The sequence below is a fragment of the Litorivivens lipolytica genome (assembly GCF_014191715.1).
Taxonomy (GTDB): Bacteria; Pseudomonadota; Gammaproteobacteria; order Pseudomonadales; family Spongiibacteraceae; genus Litorivivens; species Litorivivens lipolytica.
In genome coordinates this window covers 426,725-442,262 of record NZ_JACHWY010000001.1, presented here as the reverse complement: position 1 = coordinate 442,262, position 15,538 = coordinate 426,725, and the positions used below count along the sequence as shown (strand labels likewise).

At 54.9% G+C, this 15,538-nt stretch carries 17 protein-coding genes; 9 read left to right on the top strand and 8 right to left on the bottom strand.

Going from position 1 to position 15,538, the window contains the following annotated elements; all coding sequences use genetic code 11:
- The first annotated feature begins 71 nt into the window (after positions 1-71).
- The gene (locus FHR99_RS02065) at positions 72-641 is read left to right on the top strand and encodes an outer membrane beta-barrel protein (RefSeq protein ID WP_183408876.1); all 570 of its coding nucleotides are present in this window, start codon (positions 72-74) and stop codon (positions 639-641) included.
- 22 nt (positions 642-663) lie between these two features.
- Here the strand turns inward: FHR99_RS02065 and FHR99_RS02060 are convergent, their stop codons facing one another.
- Positions 664-1,683: a TIGR03617 family F420-dependent LLM class oxidoreductase gene (locus FHR99_RS02060; RefSeq protein ID WP_183408875.1), complete on the bottom strand. Its 1,020-nt coding sequence runs from the start codon at positions 1,681-1,683 to the stop codon at positions 664-666.
- Between the two features lie 108 nt (positions 1,684-1,791).
- On the opposite strand from FHR99_RS02060, the gene FHR99_RS02055 reads away from it, so the two are divergent.
- A complete protein-coding gene (locus FHR99_RS02055) occupies positions 1,792-2,421 on the top strand; it encodes a TetR family transcriptional regulator (protein ID WP_183408874.1) in 630 nt (209 codons plus the stop codon).
- Here the strand turns inward: FHR99_RS02055 and FHR99_RS02050 are convergent.
- Positions 2,418-3,194, bottom strand: coding sequence for an alpha/beta fold hydrolase (locus tag FHR99_RS02050; protein ID WP_183408873.1), 777 nt, complete (start codon positions 3,192-3,194; stop codon positions 2,418-2,420). The genes FHR99_RS02055 and FHR99_RS02050 overlap by 4 nt on opposite strands.
- Positions 3,195-3,289: 95 nt before the next feature.
- On the opposite strand from FHR99_RS02050, the gene FHR99_RS02045 reads away from it, so the two are divergent.
- Positions 3,290-4,084, top strand: coding sequence for a hypothetical protein (locus FHR99_RS02045; RefSeq protein ID WP_183408872.1), 795 nt, complete (start codon positions 3,290-3,292; stop codon positions 4,082-4,084).
- Here the strand turns inward: FHR99_RS02045 and FHR99_RS02040 are convergent.
- Genes FHR99_RS02040 through FHR99_RS02030 form a run of 3 tightly spaced genes read right to left on the bottom strand, consistent with a single transcriptional unit; the run spans position 4,058 to position 7,884 of the window.
- Positions 4,058-5,047 (bottom strand): HupE/UreJ family protein, encoded by a 990-nt coding sequence (locus FHR99_RS02040; RefSeq protein WP_183408871.1) that lies wholly within the window; start codon positions 5,045-5,047, stop codon positions 4,058-4,060. The genes FHR99_RS02045 and FHR99_RS02040 overlap by 27 nt on opposite strands.
- Positions 5,044-5,970 (bottom strand): peptidyl-prolyl cis-trans isomerase, encoded by a 927-nt coding sequence (locus tag FHR99_RS02035; protein ID WP_183408870.1) that lies wholly within the window; start codon positions 5,968-5,970, stop codon positions 5,044-5,046. Before FHR99_RS02035 ends, FHR99_RS02040 begins: the two co-directional genes overlap by 4 nt.
- A gap of 6 nt (positions 5,971-5,976) precedes the next feature.
- Positions 5,977-7,884: a DUF3604 domain-containing protein gene (locus tag FHR99_RS02030; RefSeq protein ID WP_183408869.1), complete on the bottom strand. Its 1,908-nt coding sequence runs from the start codon at positions 7,882-7,884 to the stop codon at positions 5,977-5,979.
- A gap of 210 nt (positions 7,885-8,094) precedes the next feature.
- On the opposite strand from FHR99_RS02030, the gene FHR99_RS02025 reads away from it, so the two are divergent.
- Positions 8,095-8,472, top strand: a complete 378-nt coding sequence (locus FHR99_RS02025; protein WP_183408868.1) for a hypothetical protein — start codon at positions 8,095-8,097, stop codon at positions 8,470-8,472.
- A gap of 105 nt (positions 8,473-8,577) precedes the next feature.
- Here FHR99_RS02025 and FHR99_RS02020 read toward each other — a convergent pair whose 3' ends face one another.
- Complete coding sequence (locus FHR99_RS02020; protein WP_183408867.1) at positions 8,578-9,201, bottom strand: glutathione S-transferase family protein; 624 nt, start codon at positions 9,199-9,201, stop codon at positions 8,578-8,580.
- Between the two features lie 141 nt (positions 9,202-9,342).
- On the opposite strand from FHR99_RS02020, the gene FHR99_RS02015 reads away from it, so the two are divergent.
- Genes FHR99_RS02015 through FHR99_RS02000 form a run of 4 tightly spaced genes read left to right on the top strand, consistent with a single transcriptional unit; the run spans position 9,343 to position 12,171 of the window.
- Positions 9,343-9,834, top strand: coding sequence for a glycine zipper 2TM domain-containing protein (locus FHR99_RS02015; protein WP_183408866.1), 492 nt, complete (start codon positions 9,343-9,345; stop codon positions 9,832-9,834).
- 6 nt (positions 9,835-9,840) lie between these two features.
- A complete protein-coding gene (locus tag FHR99_RS02010) occupies positions 9,841-10,137 on the top strand; it encodes a PepSY domain-containing protein (RefSeq protein ID WP_183408865.1) in 297 nt (98 codons plus the stop codon).
- 19 nt (positions 10,138-10,156) lie between these two features.
- Positions 10,157-10,837, top strand: coding sequence for a response regulator transcription factor (locus FHR99_RS02005; protein WP_183408864.1), 681 nt, complete (start codon positions 10,157-10,159; stop codon positions 10,835-10,837).
- On the top strand, positions 10,834-12,171 hold the full coding sequence (locus tag FHR99_RS02000; protein WP_183408863.1) for an ATP-binding protein: 1,338 nt from the start codon (positions 10,834-10,836) through the stop codon (positions 12,169-12,171). Before FHR99_RS02005 ends, FHR99_RS02000 begins: the two co-directional genes overlap by 4 nt.
- Positions 12,172-12,180: 9 nt before the next feature.
- Here the strand turns inward: FHR99_RS02000 and FHR99_RS01995 are convergent, their stop codons facing one another.
- The gene (locus tag FHR99_RS01995) at positions 12,181-13,041 is read right to left on the bottom strand and encodes a hypothetical protein (RefSeq protein ID WP_183408862.1); all 861 of its coding nucleotides are present in this window, start codon (positions 13,039-13,041) and stop codon (positions 12,181-12,183) included.
- 197 nt (positions 13,042-13,238) lie between these two features.
- Between FHR99_RS01995 and FHR99_RS01990 the strand changes: the two genes are divergently transcribed.
- Complete coding sequence (locus tag FHR99_RS01990; RefSeq protein WP_183408861.1) at positions 13,239-14,297, top strand: GGDEF domain-containing protein; 1,059 nt, start codon at positions 13,239-13,241, stop codon at positions 14,295-14,297.
- On the opposite strand, the gene FHR99_RS01985 is transcribed toward FHR99_RS01990, so the two are convergent.
- A complete protein-coding gene (locus tag FHR99_RS01985; protein WP_183408860.1) occupies positions 14,294-15,436 on the bottom strand; it encodes a PilT/PilU family type 4a pilus ATPase in 1,143 nt (380 codons plus the stop codon). The genes FHR99_RS01990 and FHR99_RS01985 overlap by 4 nt on opposite strands.
- Positions 15,437-15,538: the final 102 nt, after the last annotated feature.

Genomic DNA, 15,538 nt, shown 5'->3' with positions numbered 1-15,538 from the left:
ACGCAGCGCAAAGTTCATGTTGTTTTCCGATAGCTAGCATTCGCCGACGGTTATCAACAGGAGTGCTACGCATGAAAAAGACACTGCTCGTTATGTTTACCTTGGCTTTCTGCACATCGGCTTTTGCCAAAGAAGGTCTGGTTATTGGTCTCGGCGCCGGTAAAGGCGAGTTAAAGCTTGATGAGGGCAGTAACTTTTCCAACGCCGACAAAGACGACGAGGACAACACTCGAAACGCACTAATTGGCTATCGTGTCGGCGATGCCCTGTCCTTTGAGCTCGGCTATCACGATCTGGGCGAATTCGAAATCAGCAACGGCCTGAGCACGCTCAGTGGTGAAACCGAGTCTGTATCACTATCAGCACTGCTGGGACTGCCTCTCACCCGGCATTTCAGTATTTTCGGTCGTGCCGGTTTTCACCACTGGACCGTGGATACCGCGAGCAATGCCTTTGGCCCGCGCGAGCGCGACGAGGCTGATGGCACCGATGTTATGTACGGGGCCGGTGTTCGAGGGGAGCTAACCGAATCCTTCGCCATACGCCTTCAGTACGACAAGCTGAAGCTGTCTGATGAAGAAGATGACGCCGATATCGGTGATTACGATGTGGCGTCAGTGGTTTTCGAAATGACGCTGTAACCGTGTCAGGTCGGGAGTGGGCTTAACGCCCACTCAAACGCTTCAGTTCTGAAATAATGGACGGCCACACTTCGGGTGAGGCTTGGTAAGGCGCATAGATGCTCAAGCGATCTGCGTCCTGACCGTATTTTTCATAGAGCTGTGCCGCGATGGTATCGGGCTCTCCAACCACCGCAAAATGATTGAGAAATTCATCGTCAATCAGGTCTGTCATGACATCCCATCGCCCTTCTTTTGACAGACGATTCAATTCCTCGTGTAAATCATCAACGCCCACGGCTTTCATGGGCGGCACATAGGCCGGGGTAGAACCGTAAAACGCCAGCAGTCCCTTTACCGTCTGTTTGGCGGCCTCAAATTCGGCCTCATTTGCTCCCGTGACGCAGATCGCTGCAATCTGCATGAGAAAATCCTCGCGCGTGCGCCCGGACTTTTCCAGGCCTTTGGCTACAGCGGGATACTGACGCTCTTTAAGGAAAGGGAGTGTATTAAAGGGGTGAACGATCAAACCGTCCGCAACTTCGCCGGCAACCTCAGTCATCTTCGGGCCCAGCGCACCTAACAGAATCGGTGGCACTCCATGTTCTAGCGGACCGGGATTAAACATCGGTGTCATCAGGGTGTGGCGGTAGAATCGACCCTCAAAATTCAATCGCGTGCCATTTTGCCAGCAATCAAAAAACGCCTTCACCGCCTGAATATATTCGCGCATACGCGGTGCCGGTGGATCGAAGTCTAAACCAAAGCGTTTCTCTATATGGGTTTTGATCTGGGGCCCAATACCGAGCAGAAACTTACCTTTGGAAAAACGCTGCAGATCGAACGCTTGGTAAGCGATATGCGAAGGGTTCCGCGGAAACGCCACCGCAATACCGGTGGCAATGTCCAATTCGGGCCGGGCCTGGGAAGCCAGCACCAGTGGGAAGAACGGGTCGCGACTGCCCTCCAGCGTATAGACGCCATCGTAACCGGCTTCGGCAAGCCGCGCTGCCTCAGCGGCAGCGGTTTCCATATCAGCGTAAAATGGCCCGTCGATCTTCATTATTATTCCACTGTAAGAAATTCGATAGGCGGATCGTTTCACTATGCGATCGTATTGTCAAATTAAGAAATTGTCAGTACAGTTCAGGCTGACGCAAGAGGAAACGTTGTGACCAACAGTCTGAACCGCAGAGCGCTGCGGCGTGAAGAAACCCGGGAAAAAATTCTCCGTGCTGCCGTGCGCATATTCGCTGAGCTCGGATTTGAAGCAGCGTCCATGGGCAGCATCGCGGCTCGTGCCGATCTCAAAAAAGCGCTGGTTCAATACCACTTTGAGACCAAGCTGAATCTCTGGCAGGAAGCCGTCAACTTTCTCTGGAGCGAGCTGCATACGCTGGAAGACGGCCTGCCCCGCCTTAGCGATTTCAGCTCGCACGACGATGAACGGGAGATTCTGCGTCAGGTGTTACGGGCCATCATTCGCTTCGCCAAGTCACACCCGGATTGGGTAGGCATTATGTTTCGGGAAGCATCGTCACCCGGTCCAAGGCTCGACTGGCTAGTGGAAAATCATCTGAAGCGAGACATCGAAGATGGCACCGCATTTATCGCCACAGCACAGAGCCACGGTTTGCTACCGGAAGGACCACCACTGCAGATCCTGAACATTATTTCCGGTGCACTCACCTACCCTTTGCTGGTAGCTCCGCTGACCAAACGCGCCACTGGCATCAATATGGCGAGTGACGAGTCACTGGATGCTACCGTGGATATTCTCTTGAATATGCTCAAGCCTTAGCCTGGAACGGTCTTTGCCAGAAAAGTAGCGGCTATTTCATTAAATGCCGCTGGTTTTTCCGCGTGCAGCCAATGGCCCGTATCTGGAATCACCTCGAGCTCAGCCTTGGGAAACAGCCGGAAGATATCGCCGCGGTGCTTGTCCTGAATGTAGGCGGATAACTCCCCCTTGATAAACAGGGTCGGCCCCTCAAATGCCTCACCTTCAGGGGCCAAACGCAGCTCGTCGTAGCAGGCATCTATGCCCTGCAGGTTGAGCTTCCAGCGCCAGCCGCCGTTACTGTCCCGAGCGAGATTTTTCAGCAAAAACTGACGCACACCCAGTTCGCTTTCCGCCTTCTGTAAAATCTGATCGGCCTCACTGCGGCTCTTCAGCGCCCTCAGGTCTATTTCGCAAAGCGCAGCCAGAGTTTCGTTGTGATGTGGCTTGTAGGCCACCGGTGAAATATCGGCGACAACCAGTTTTTCTACGCGCTCTGGGTGCTCCAGTGCAAACTGCATCGCGACTTTGCCCCCCAGCGAATGTCCGAGAAGACTGAATTTATCAACCTGTAGATGATCTGCCAGCCGCCGGATATCAGCGGCCATTTCAGACAGACTCATAGTCTCGATATGAAACGAATCGCCGTGGTTGCGAAGGTCCACCCGAAACACCCGATAGTCTGCTTCTAGCGACCTGGCCACGGACGTCAAGTTGCTGGCTGAGCCAAACAGGCCATGCAACAGAAAGATAGCCTTCTCACCGCTGCCTGATTCCAGATAATTCAATTGCACTGCGTGTCTCCTTCGAGTCTCCAATCCCTGCCTTGCCTTCTCACAGCCCGGCGCGGTTGATAGAATCCCGTCAGCAAATAATTCTGGGGGTTCCCGTGCGTTTTTTCTGGCTGATGTGTTCTGTATTTGTGGTGGCGTGCTCCACGGTGTCCTACAACCCGACCGTGTTCAACTACCACCTTGACGAGGCTGCCGTGGCCGAAAAACAGCCGAAAAAACTGCTGTTGGCCAGTGTTAATGTCAGTGGTGAACCTACCCTGTCTATGTTACGGAAAGCGGCGCCCAAAATCGACGAGCTTGTGGTAGAGCGTCTGGAAGACGCCGGTTATGAGTTTGCTCCCGGCCACCTGTTCGACAACGCCTGGAATCAGGCCATTTACACCTATGGCGATTTCTATGACCCGACCTCTGGCAAGGTTGACCGGCGCAACTGGCAGGCAGTTATGGCCAGCACCCTCAGCAGCCTGAAAGACTCAGGCGTTGATGCGGTCGTGTTTACCGACCTGATCGCCCATGATGCCCAACACAGCGGCGGCATGAACCACTATGCCCGCTGGTATGGCGTTACCCGCAAGCCTGCCACACAGGGTGCCGGCTCAGGTGTACCGGTGGACTTCAACTGGAGCCAGACCATCAAGGCAGCCAGCCTGATCGTGACTATTTATGATCTGGATGGTCGTCCGCTGTTTGCCAGCCGCGGCGGGCTAGATACCCTCTCGGCAATTGATATGCGCAAGCCACATCTCGGTTTTGTACGCCGCGACAAGATTCTGAAGAACAACAGCTTTAACGAAGAAGGGGTGCAACTGGCCCTGCACCCCTTTGTGGTTATGCCCCGCTATCCGGGCCAGGTTGAAGAAGACTCAGAAGAAATAGAAGCTACTGAGTAACAAGCCTTCGGCGCGTTCCAGACACCAGAACACCGCCATTCCACCCATAACGTAAACGGCTGCGCCGCGAGCTACTGGCGCAGCCTGTTGGGACACTTTCACCAACAGCGCGAACAGCAAGGCCAGCGTCGCGACGAATAGCAGCTGCCCTACCTCAATCCCGACATTAAAGGCCACCAAGCCGGCGAGGATATCGTTCTGGGGCAAACCCAGTTCGTCGAGCACACTGGCAAACCCGAGACCGTGGATCAATCCAAATATCGCGATCACCGGCCATCGAACACGGCCGCTATGGCGCGCCAAGCGTTGATAACTCAATTCAATGGCCAGATAGAGAATGGTCGCCGCGATGGCTAACTCAACCCACGACGCAACCTCTGGAATCACCCCGAGACTGACACAGGCCAGCGTGACACTGTGCCCTACCGTAAAGGCTGTCACGGTCACCAGAAGCTGCTTCCAGGAGGCCGCCAGCAAAAGCAGGCCAGTGACAAACAGCAGATGATCGAGACCAATCAGAATATGCTCGATGCCCAGCACAAAATACTGCCAAACAACCGCCAGCGTGCCGGACTCTTTGGGGAGCGTATAGCTTTGACCATCGCGTCGCAGTAGCTGGCTGTAACTGCGCCCATCGGCAAGCTCGATTTTTAACAAGGCAGCGGTGCGGCTGGCGGTTAGTCCCATCACTTTGAAGGTTTTGCCTTCCAGCCCCTCCGGGCAGGTCATCGCCCAGTGCCACTCCATTGAGGTGCCGACGGCCTGCTGACGCGGCTCCCCCAATTGACAGTCTGCGGGAAATACCGGCTCAGGGCTGACCGCCCCACTAACGGCTGGCGTTCGCCACAGGACGTCAAACGTCTGAGCAGTCGAGCCCTCGATTTCAAGCAGTGAGGGCGCGAGTTTATGAGCAAATGCCGGACTGGCCAGCAAGGCGATCAGTAAAACAAATACTTTCTTCATGAGTCACGCCCCTCCACGACAACGTAGCGCTTTCGCAGTTCCGCCAGATAGTTCTGTAACTGTATTCTTTGCTCCTGCTCACGCCAGATCGCCACGAGTTTGGGCTTCACCTCATCAAAAGAACGCTGCCGCGCCGGCTGCACGTCCTCGACCCGAACCAAATGCGCGCCATAGGCCGAGGGCACTGGTCCAAACCACTCGCCTAGCGGCGGCCCAGCTGCATCCATAGCATCGCTGAAGGCGGCACCAAACATGTAGGTCATATCCTGCAATGAGCGCGCGGCAAACTGCCGGCCATGCAGAAAGGGATCGCCGGCTTCTGTTACATCCGCTTCACCGCGCAATTCCGTGAGGTGACGTTCCGCTCGTTGCTCGGGAAAGCCATCGCGATCGGCACTGAAAAAAACCTGCTGAAAGGTATATCGCGCCGGTACTAACCAACGAGCCTGCTCTTCCTCATAAAGTTTTTTTAATTCATTGTCAGTGGGAGCGTCGGTGGATGTCTGAGCATGCTTTTCCATGCGCTGAATCATACGCCGACGAATTACCTCATCTGATTCATGTACACCCAGCTCAATAGCCGCGCGAATTTTTTCCTCGTCATTCCCCTCCAGACCGAGAAAATCAGCGTCGCGCAGCAAGCGTTGCAGAACTACCTGATCATCGCGATGGAAATTCCGTCGCAGAGCTTCTGCGTACAGCATGCGGCTGTCCAGCTCTTGCCGAATGAGTAGCTCCATGTGCTCCGGCGTGGGTAGCCGCCCGGTTTGTCGAATAAAATCGTCCTGTAGCCGCTGTACGGTGTCGCTGTCGAGCGCCTCCATTTCGCGCAGGGCGTTTTCTTCCCGGTAGCCCTGATAGAAAAACAGAAAAAGGCCAATCAGAATAAAATGCAGTGCCGGCTGACGGATCAGGGCTTTCATAAAAACTCAGGACTCCTTGGGGGTATACCAGATGGGAGAGGTCCAGGCGCGTTCCTGTATATCGGGGCGGTGTTCGTCGCTACAGCAGATTTCCAACCCTTCCGGCACCGTCCCCGGATTTGAACAGTTCACACCGTTGGCAACACAAATCTGCTGACTCCAACGACAGCTTGGATTCTCGACCACGCGCGCATAGTAGTAGGCATTGTGGGACGGATCAAAACTCGGATCACTCCATACGCGGCAGAGATGTTTGTAACCCTCGCCAGATTGACGGCAATTCATCGGGTTAACCGTCGCGCCGTTGTCGGGATTACCGGCAATTTCATAAACGCGCTGATGCTTCTCACCCGCGGCATCAACCCAGCCTTTGATAATCTGGATACGTTGCAGGGGCGTACCCGGTGAATCCATTGTGCCGGGGTCCATCAACGCCGATACCAGAAAACGGGGGTACTCGCCCTCAGCCATTTCGGCCAGTTCTGAACCCATCGGCACGCCCTTCTGATAGGCCTGTTCTACAAAGTCGGGACTAACGCAGAGTTCGCGCTGCAGGTCAGCCCCCCCAAAAAAGCGCACCGTCATTCGCGGACCACTGGTGCCATAGGTCTCCCGTCGCTGCATACCTTCGAAAATCGCGTCACGACTATTCTCTTCGGCCCAAACCACCGCCAGGCCGCCCGGATTGAATTCGAGATCATCAGGCAAGCCTTTCGTTGATTCCACGCTCGCCGGTTCGCCGGCCCCACCATGCCCCGGAAAGTTACTTTCTTCGACTGCGCCGGGCGCGCCGAGGTGGGTATCCGTGCTGGCAATAAAGCCCATTTTATAGGGGTTGATACCTTTACTCTGTTGCAGCAACAAACCATCGTTGAGCACGTCTCTCAGAAAACCGTCATTCGGCTCCGGCTCGGAGCTCGTCAGTTTCATGAACTTGCCGGAAAATTTGTCGTAGGGAAGTTGCTCAAAGGCACAGAGCTCGTCTTCCATCTGCCCCGGCCCAAAGAAGCATTCCGAGCTGCCTTTGTGCTGCATGACTTCCACCAGTCGTTCAAGGCGGCTGCGTTTCGCCAGATCAGCGTCTGTTAACGCCACACCATCCGCATCAGTCAGGTTGAACATATAGCCATCCGACAAATTGGAGTTGTGGGGAATAACGAGTGCGTCACAGCCATTGTCTTGGTCGAGACAGTCCCGTTCCAACGCATTCCACAAGCCTCGCGCCGTCGGGTCATCCACAAAACTGAAAGGCAAAGCGGGAACGCTGGCATTGCGGAAAATCACATTGCGATGAAGGTTAGCCAGGTTTTCTGAAGCGCCGGTCCATTCATAACCGATAAAACTGGTGAACTCGCAACGCTCCGAGCGATCGTAGGACGATTCGGCAGCTTGCTGCATTTCCTGCCACGGGCCCGCAGCGGCAGCCTTGCAATGCTGCCCATCATCCCCGCAGAGTCCCAGCCGCCCGCCGGCAGACGATTTGGTATTGAATAGAAAGAAAGCCGCCCGTGGCCAACGCCGATATAGGCGGCACTGCCAGCTCGAATACCCCTCCAGCTCCGGGTTCTGACACATTGCCACTTCGCCGAGGAGTTCCGCGTGATCAGTCACGACCGCAAAATCCAGCGGCCGATTCAGTTTCAGCTCACGCAGCGGTTTGCCCTCGTCCGTCCAAGGCTGAATGCCAATGCGGGCACCGCGAGCAAATTCATAGGCCTGCCGGGGTGTGGTGCGAGTATCCTGAGTGCTGGCGTCCAGCGAATAGCGGGTATGCACATGTGTGTCACCAAACAGGGGCATTTTAGTTGGAACGACCCGTTTGCAGGGCTCTCTCGACTCCGTGCGCTCAATGGCCTGCAGCGGCCCGATCAAACAAACCAGCAGCAGACTTACCACCCCACGATAGCGACACATCACAACCTTCCCTCCCAACCCGAAAGCCGATAAAAACACATGTTTTAATTCTGCCCTGAATGATAGAGAGCGCAACCTCACCTGTCACCCTCCATCAGGATGAGTGCTGATTCAGCCAGTGGCAAATTTCACATCTTGGCTTTCAGCTTTTGTTCAGTTTGGCTGTGCGAGAATGCAACTGTCACTGGGAAGAACCCATCGGAGAACGTCATGAAAACATGGATACTTGCTGGCAGTCTGTTGGCTTTTGGCTTTGGCGCGAGTCAGGCGCTGGCTGGCCCCCGACACCATGATCACCACGGTCACGGCCATCACAACCACGGCCACACAGAATATGTATGCCATGAAACTGGCCGCCACTATCATGGCGACCGTCGTTATCACGGACACCATCATGGATACCATCACGGCCAAAAACATCACACCAGCCATGTGACCTACACGTATCATAGCCGGCCGCACTACGGTTACAGCTACCACTACTACGAGCGGCCGAAGTACAAATACCACCGCAAGCACCACTATGAGCGCAGCACGCGGGTGCATGTACGCGAAGGTGTCAGAGGCAACCTCAATATTCGCTTCTGAACTCATTTCTGAAAAGAAGCCTGATTTATCGTCTCCCTGACTCGTCGTTATGACGACGTCTTGTGCCCCGCCCGGCCAGTGGCGGGGCTTTTTTTACGTTTTGAATCAGCCCGCGAGCTGAGCTCGCACCCGCTCGAGGTAGGCATGCAGGTTGGTGCAGCTTTCCGGCACGCTGACTTTAACCCAGCCGGCAAATTCACAGACGGCCAGCAGGTCAATATCCGCTTGAGTCAACGCATCACCTACAAGGTAGTCCTGCTCGGCACACACTTCTTCCATGCGGGCAAAAAACTGATCCAGTCGAATACGACCACGCTCTACCAGCTCGGGAATCTGCTTGAGATTACCGGGCCCTGGCAGCGCCCGATCCTTGAACATATCGCCCTGGTTGCGAAGCATATCGGCAATGGCCATCAAACCACTTGTAAACAGCCGGTGCATCCAGCCGACGACCTGTGCACGTTCCAGATCGCTTTTGCCAAACAGGGGCTTTTCCGGGTGAAGACTTTCCAGATACAGACAAATGGAGACCACGTCCACCAGCGCTATGCCATCATCCAGTTCCAACGCCGGCACCGAGCAGTCGGGGTTGATCGCCCGGAAGCTGTCACTGAATTGCTCCAGTTTACCCAAATCAATCTGCTGGGTGTCGATCTCGATGCCCTTGTACTGAAGAAACATGGTCAAACGTCGCGGATTGGGTGCGATATCAAAGGTATAGAGTTTCATAGCGGTCCCCCGAAAAATGAGCCCACAGTTATAAAGCCCGACACCGGTGAAATCAATCTCAAGCTACTCTTGTCTGCCTTAAGCTTTCATTCAGGCTGACGCGGGTAAGATATCGACCTAAAGGCTGTTGAGATCTTCGCCATGAAACGATTTCTATCCCTACTGTTGCTCGCTAGCGCCAGCGCCCACGCCGATCATGAGCGCAGCGACTATGCAAAAGTGACCTCTGCGGTCCCCGTTTACGAGCAAGTGAGTCGCGAGGTGCCCAGCCGGCACTGCTGGGAAGAAACGGTGCACTATGAATCCCGGCGAAGTACCGCAGCACCCTTGGTAGGCGCTATTATCGGTGGCCTGATCGGCCATCACGTCTCGGCCCATGATGATGCACCACTTGGCACGTTTCTCGGAGCTGGAGTCGGTGCAGCCATAGGCAGCCACACCCAGCGCGAGCGTCGTGGGGATCACTACCACGTGGAAGAACGCTGTGAGACCACCTATGAAACCCAGTGGCACGAGGAGATTGTTGGCTACGACGTGACTTATCGATACCATGGGAGAAACTATAAAACCCGCCTGCCCTACGATCCGGGCAAGCGAATCCGAATTAACGTGTCGGTAACACCAGCCGGTTAATGCACTATGAAGTTCACTTTATTCGCTAGACACACGATCCGACTGATCGCACTGCTGTTCGTGTTTGCAGCACCGCTACATGCCTTGCCGGGCCTCGATCGGGCACCGGGTCTGCGCCTGCCGGACAATCGGCAGCACCTGCGCAACGACTTATCGGCATCGCCCGAACGCGCCGTGGAGATTGCCGAACGGCGCTACCAGGGTCGAGCGGTTGGTGCACGGCACATAGGCGACGGCGTCTATCGGGTGCGGATACTTCAAGATAACGGCAAGGTTAAAACCGTCACGGTTCGCCCCGAATAGCCCCTTCAGGAATCCCTGCATGCGCGTATTGATCGTAGAAGACGAACCAGATCTGCTCGACTATCTGGCCAAATCCTTTGAATCCGAGGACTTTGCCTGCGATCGCAGCGCCGATGGCGAAGATGCCCTCTTCCTTGGTGAAGAATATGACTACGACCTGGCCGTTGTGGATATTGGTCTACCCAAACTCGACGGCATACAGGTGGTTAGCCGCTGGCGGAAAAACAATCGCAACTTTCCGGTGCTGATTCTGACCGCCCGCGGACGCTGGCAGGACAAAGTCGAAGGCCTGGAAGCTGGCGCCGATGACTATGTGGTCAAACCCTTTCAGATTGAAGAAATTCTGGCGCGAGCCAATGCCCTGATCCGCCGCTCCGCCGGGCATGCCAGCCCGGAGCTGCGCTATGGACCAATTGTTATCGATACCCGGGCAAAGTCAGTGCTAGTCGGCGAAAAACGCCTTGAACTCACCACCTACGAATACAATGCGCTGGAGTATCTGGCTCACCGCAGCGGCCAGACCGTGTCAAAGTCCGAGCTAACCGAACACCTCTACGATCAGGATTTCGATCGCGACAGCAATGTAATCGAAGTTTTTATTGCCCGGCTACGCAAAAAGCTCGACCCGGACAGCACACTCAAACCCATCACTACCGTGCGCGGCCGCGGTTATCGTTTTGATCTGAAAGCCGAGCAATGAAAGCTCGAGGCTCCATTATCCGGCGACTGCTTGGAGCCTCTATTCTGGCACTGCCACTGTTTCTGGGCATTACCGGTTATGCCATTGACCAGGCCCACACCCGAAGCCTGATCGCCGCTCAGGAATCACAGTTGCAATTGCAGTTCTACGGCATTCTCGGGGTCATGGAATGGAGCAACACCCAGCCCATTTCGGTTGATCGCCTGCGTGAACCGCGTTTCTGGCAGTTTCGCTCCGGGCTTTACGCGTTTATTCACACCCGCAATGGCACCCTGCAATGGCAATCCTCATCGGCTAATTCCCTCGAAGTTCTGCAGGAAGCCTTCTCACCGACAGCCGCCGGCGAAGAGGTTTTCGATGAAATCACGTTAAAAGACACCGCCTATTTCCGCTACCGCTATCACGTGATTTGGGAAGACGAAACGGGCGTTGAATACCCGTTGATCTTTACCTTGCTCGAACATCAGGACGCCTTCCGTCAGGAGCTGCTCAGTTTCCGGAAAAATATTGCACTCTGGCTTGGCCTCGCCGCCGTTGTACTGTTGGTGATGCAAGTGCTTGTGCTGCGCTGGGGGCTGAGACCATTGCGCGATATGAGCCGCGAATTGCGAGCGCTGGAGGCGGGAGAGCGAGAATCGCTGGGCGGCACCTATCCGCTGGAGCTGACCGGCGTGACTCATAACCTCAACCGCCTGCTAGAGAAAGAGCAGCAGCAGCGCGAGCGCTATCGCAATACGCTGGGCAATCTGGCCCACAGCCTGAAAACGCCGCTCAGTGTGATGCGCTCCGCCACAAACAGCGAAACCGATCCGCAGATTACCGAGCAGCTGGACAAGATGAACAATATTATTGACTACCAGCTGCAACGCGCTGTGAGTGCCGGGCCTCGTCGCCTCGGTACGAAAACACCCCTGAAGCCCATGCTGGAAAGGCTTTGCCAGACCCTGACCAAGGTCTACCGCGACAGTAATCTGGACTTTGCTATCGACTGCGCCGACACCCAGGCATTGGCTATGGATGAGCAGGATTTGATGGAGCTGCTCGGCAATCTGATCGATAACGCCTGCAAGGCTGCCGAGAGCCGGGTAGCGATCAATGTCAGCCCTCTCAATGGATCGAAACTGGAGGTTTCAGTAGAAGACGACGGGCCGGGCTTTCCCGAAGACAAAATTGATGCCTTGATGGAACGCGGCAATCGGGGAGACCAGTACGGCAGCGGTCAGGGGCTTGGTTTAGCCGTTGCCGTCGACATCCTCAATGCCTATGAGGCCGGCATGGACATTGAGCGCTCTGTGCTGGGTGGCGCCAAGGTCAGACTCGCCCTGCCCGCCTGACGGTCTGACTTAGCTGAACTTTACCCCAAACTTTAGCAACTGGCGCGGCATCACATCGTCGAGCTGATCAATGTCTTCCGGGTGCAGTTCAATCGCGTGCCAAGCGTGTTTCTTGTAGAGCTCCGCCCGCCGCATCTGGGCCTTGAGTTGTGTGGGCGTTGCATCTGCGGCCCAGAAGTCGATAAACACCTGATTCAAGGGCAGGAAAAAATCAGCTTTTAGTGGTTCTTCCACTGGCAACTGCCGAGCGGTGGCGTGCAGGACACCCGCCAGATACAACCACTGACAAATCTGCTGCCGTTCGCGCGAATCGTGCTGGTGGCCGTCGATACTCGTGAAAAGTTCACTGCCGGCAAATAGATCCCCCGACGGAGCCTCGCCATTACTTGAGCTTACTTCGCGCAAACGCTGTATCAAGACCGCATTATCGGCGACGGCTTCCGGCCATAACACATAGAGCATGTCGCTCTGACGGTTTTCCAGCTGCACCCCGCCCTGCTGTTGACCGCGGGAGTTCAGCATCCAACCGTGGGACTCGCGCTTCTGCCAACCCAACTCGGCGAGAATCCGGTTAACGGCGCGGCCACTCAAGCCGTAGGGCTGACCGATGGCCGCAGCCCCCAGCATTTTGTTGTCTTCCAGCGCCCGCAGCATGGCATGCTGTTCAAGGCTGACTGGCCAGACAATATAGCGGCCGTAGCGCTTGCTATTGTGGTATTCGCCGCCCTCAAACTCCCCTTTGGGTGTCAAGGCCCAGCCATCCGCGACTTTTCGGATCCAGTCGTAATCCTTAAGCGTGGCAAAGAGTTGCTGAACCGGAACCTCCAGCAGTTTGGCCAATGCTGTCGTTGAAATTTTGTCGTCGCTCATTGCTCTATCCGGGGTTTCGCCATGCCGGGAAGAGTATCCTGAAACAGCACTTACTGTACAGATATACACAACCTCGTATTCGGAAGTCCATGTTTTTTCTCTTTTGAACTAGGAGAACTACCTATTGTCGCAAGGCCAACATCGTCGTAGCGTCTGGGTTACCACGGCTAAATCGCCGGGCTGGGAGGCATGGGGAAATGGCTTTTGGTTGCAATCACAACCTGGCCAATGCGAAGGAACTGGTGCACTCTGACCACTTTCAGGTGTTGCGCATTTGCTTGATTCTGACCGGCGTTGTCTGCGCCGGGATGGCGGCGCTGTTTTCATTTCAATCCGTTTGGCTCAGTCTGAGCGTGGCAACCGCCAGCGCTGTTGCTCTTATTTTGTTTATTGCACTGCAGCGCGATTGGCTAAAGTTTTTACCGGCCTCAATCTCTCTTCTGATTACGGTCTACTCTGTAATCCACTTGCTAGCCCTTGCTGACCTATCTGAACCGGTAGGCGCGGCTTACTACTTTTGTACAATACTAGGTGCTTTTTTCTTTCTCGGTATAACCGGAGGATTGATTTACAGCGCCGCCTGCGTGCTTGCCGTGCTTTTGCTCTATCTCCCCCCGGCACTGCAGTCGGCTGCGGCAATGAATGAATTTTATGTTCTGCTGACCGCCATTTTCTGCACAAGCATTATCGCCTACTACTATGAACATGCCGTGGAAAAACGCACCTACGCCTTGAGTTCGTCGCTTTCACAACTGGACTACCTGGCAAATGTGGATTATCTGACCGGCATCGCCAATCGACGCTACTTTTTCAGCGAGGGCAGAAAGCAGTTTAGCGAGCCGGGGGCTATTAGCCTGATTACGCTAGATATCGACGACTTCAAAAAGATTAATGATACCTACGGACACGCGACCGGAGATCAGGTGTTGATCAGTGTTACCCGCCTGATGAAATGTCGGCTTAGAAAAGGTGCATTGCTCGGTCGCACCGGCGGCGAAGAGTTCTGTATTTTATTGAAAGTTGATAGGAAGACAGCCCAGGCCCGCGCGGAAGCCCTGCGCAGCGATATCGCCAAGCTTAACCACCGCGTGGGCGACAAAAAAATTGCGGTCACGATCAGTTTGGGCCTTGCTACGCGAGGCCCTGGGGACAAATCGCTGGAGGATCTGCTTTCACGAGCGGACAAGGCCTTGTACGACATAAAACACCACGGAAAAAATGGTGTTGCCATAGCAAAACCCCAGTCAGCTATCTAGCGCATTCCTTCATCCTCATCCGGAATTTCCTCAAGCGACAACCCGCCACTGCCAGCCTCTCCGCCACCACTGGCGGCAACACCGGAATCGAGTTTGATTTTCAGGCGCAGGTTATTGGCGGAATCGGCATTTTTAATAGCCTCATCCAGAGAAACCCGCCCCTCTTTGTAGAGCTTGAACAAGGCCGAATCGAAAGTCTGCATACCCAGCCGCTCGGATTTCTCCATAATCTCTTTAATGCCATCCAGCTCGCCGCGCAAAATCAGCTCCTGAATGGTCGCCGTTCCCAGCAGCACTTCAACGGCTGCCGCGCGTTTGCCATCAACCGTGCGCACCAGTCGCTGGGAGACAAAGGCGCGCAGATTCATACCGAGATCGGTCAGCAGCTGATTGCGTCGCTCCTCAGGGAAGAAGTTGATAATCCGATCCAGAGCCTGATTGGCGTTGTTTGCGTGCAGGGTCGAAATCGCCAGATGGCCGGTTTCTGCAAAGGCCAGCGCATGCTCCATGGTTTCACGGTCCCGAATCTCACCAATCAGGATGACATCCGGCGCCTGGCGGAGGGTGTTTTTCAGCGCAGCGGCGAAGGAGCGGGTATCCACGCCAACTTCGCGTTGGTTAATAATAGATTTCTTATGCTTATGCACAAACTCGATGGGATCTTCAATGGTGATGATATGACCACCGCTGTTGCTGTTTCGGTGATCGATCAGCGCGGCCAGTGAGGTAGATTTACCGCTACCGGTACCCCCCACAAACAGGATCAGACCCCGCTTGGTCATGATCACTTCCTTCAGGATCTCAGGCAGTTTCAGATCGTCGAATTTGGGAATTTCCGTGACGATATTTCGCGCAACAATCGACACCTCATTGCGCTGTTTAAAGATATTGATTCGAAAGCGACCGACCCGCGGAACAGAAATCGCGAGATTCATCTCCAGCTCATGGTCAAAAATCTCACGCTGCTCATCATCCATGATGCTGTCAGCAATCTGCTTGATCTGGCCGGAACCCAGAGCTTCCTTCGACAACGGTTTCAGGACCCCCTGAAACTTCGCACAGGGAGGCGCACCGGTACTCAGATAGAGGTCCGAGCCATCATTTTTGGCGAGAATGCGCAGATAATCCGTGAATTCCATGAGCTAACCTTTACCGCTTTATTATTACCGGCATTTTCACCTGATTTGCCCCGTGATACCAGCCTTGAGCGCTGACGGAAAGCGCTGCCGTGACTACACTTG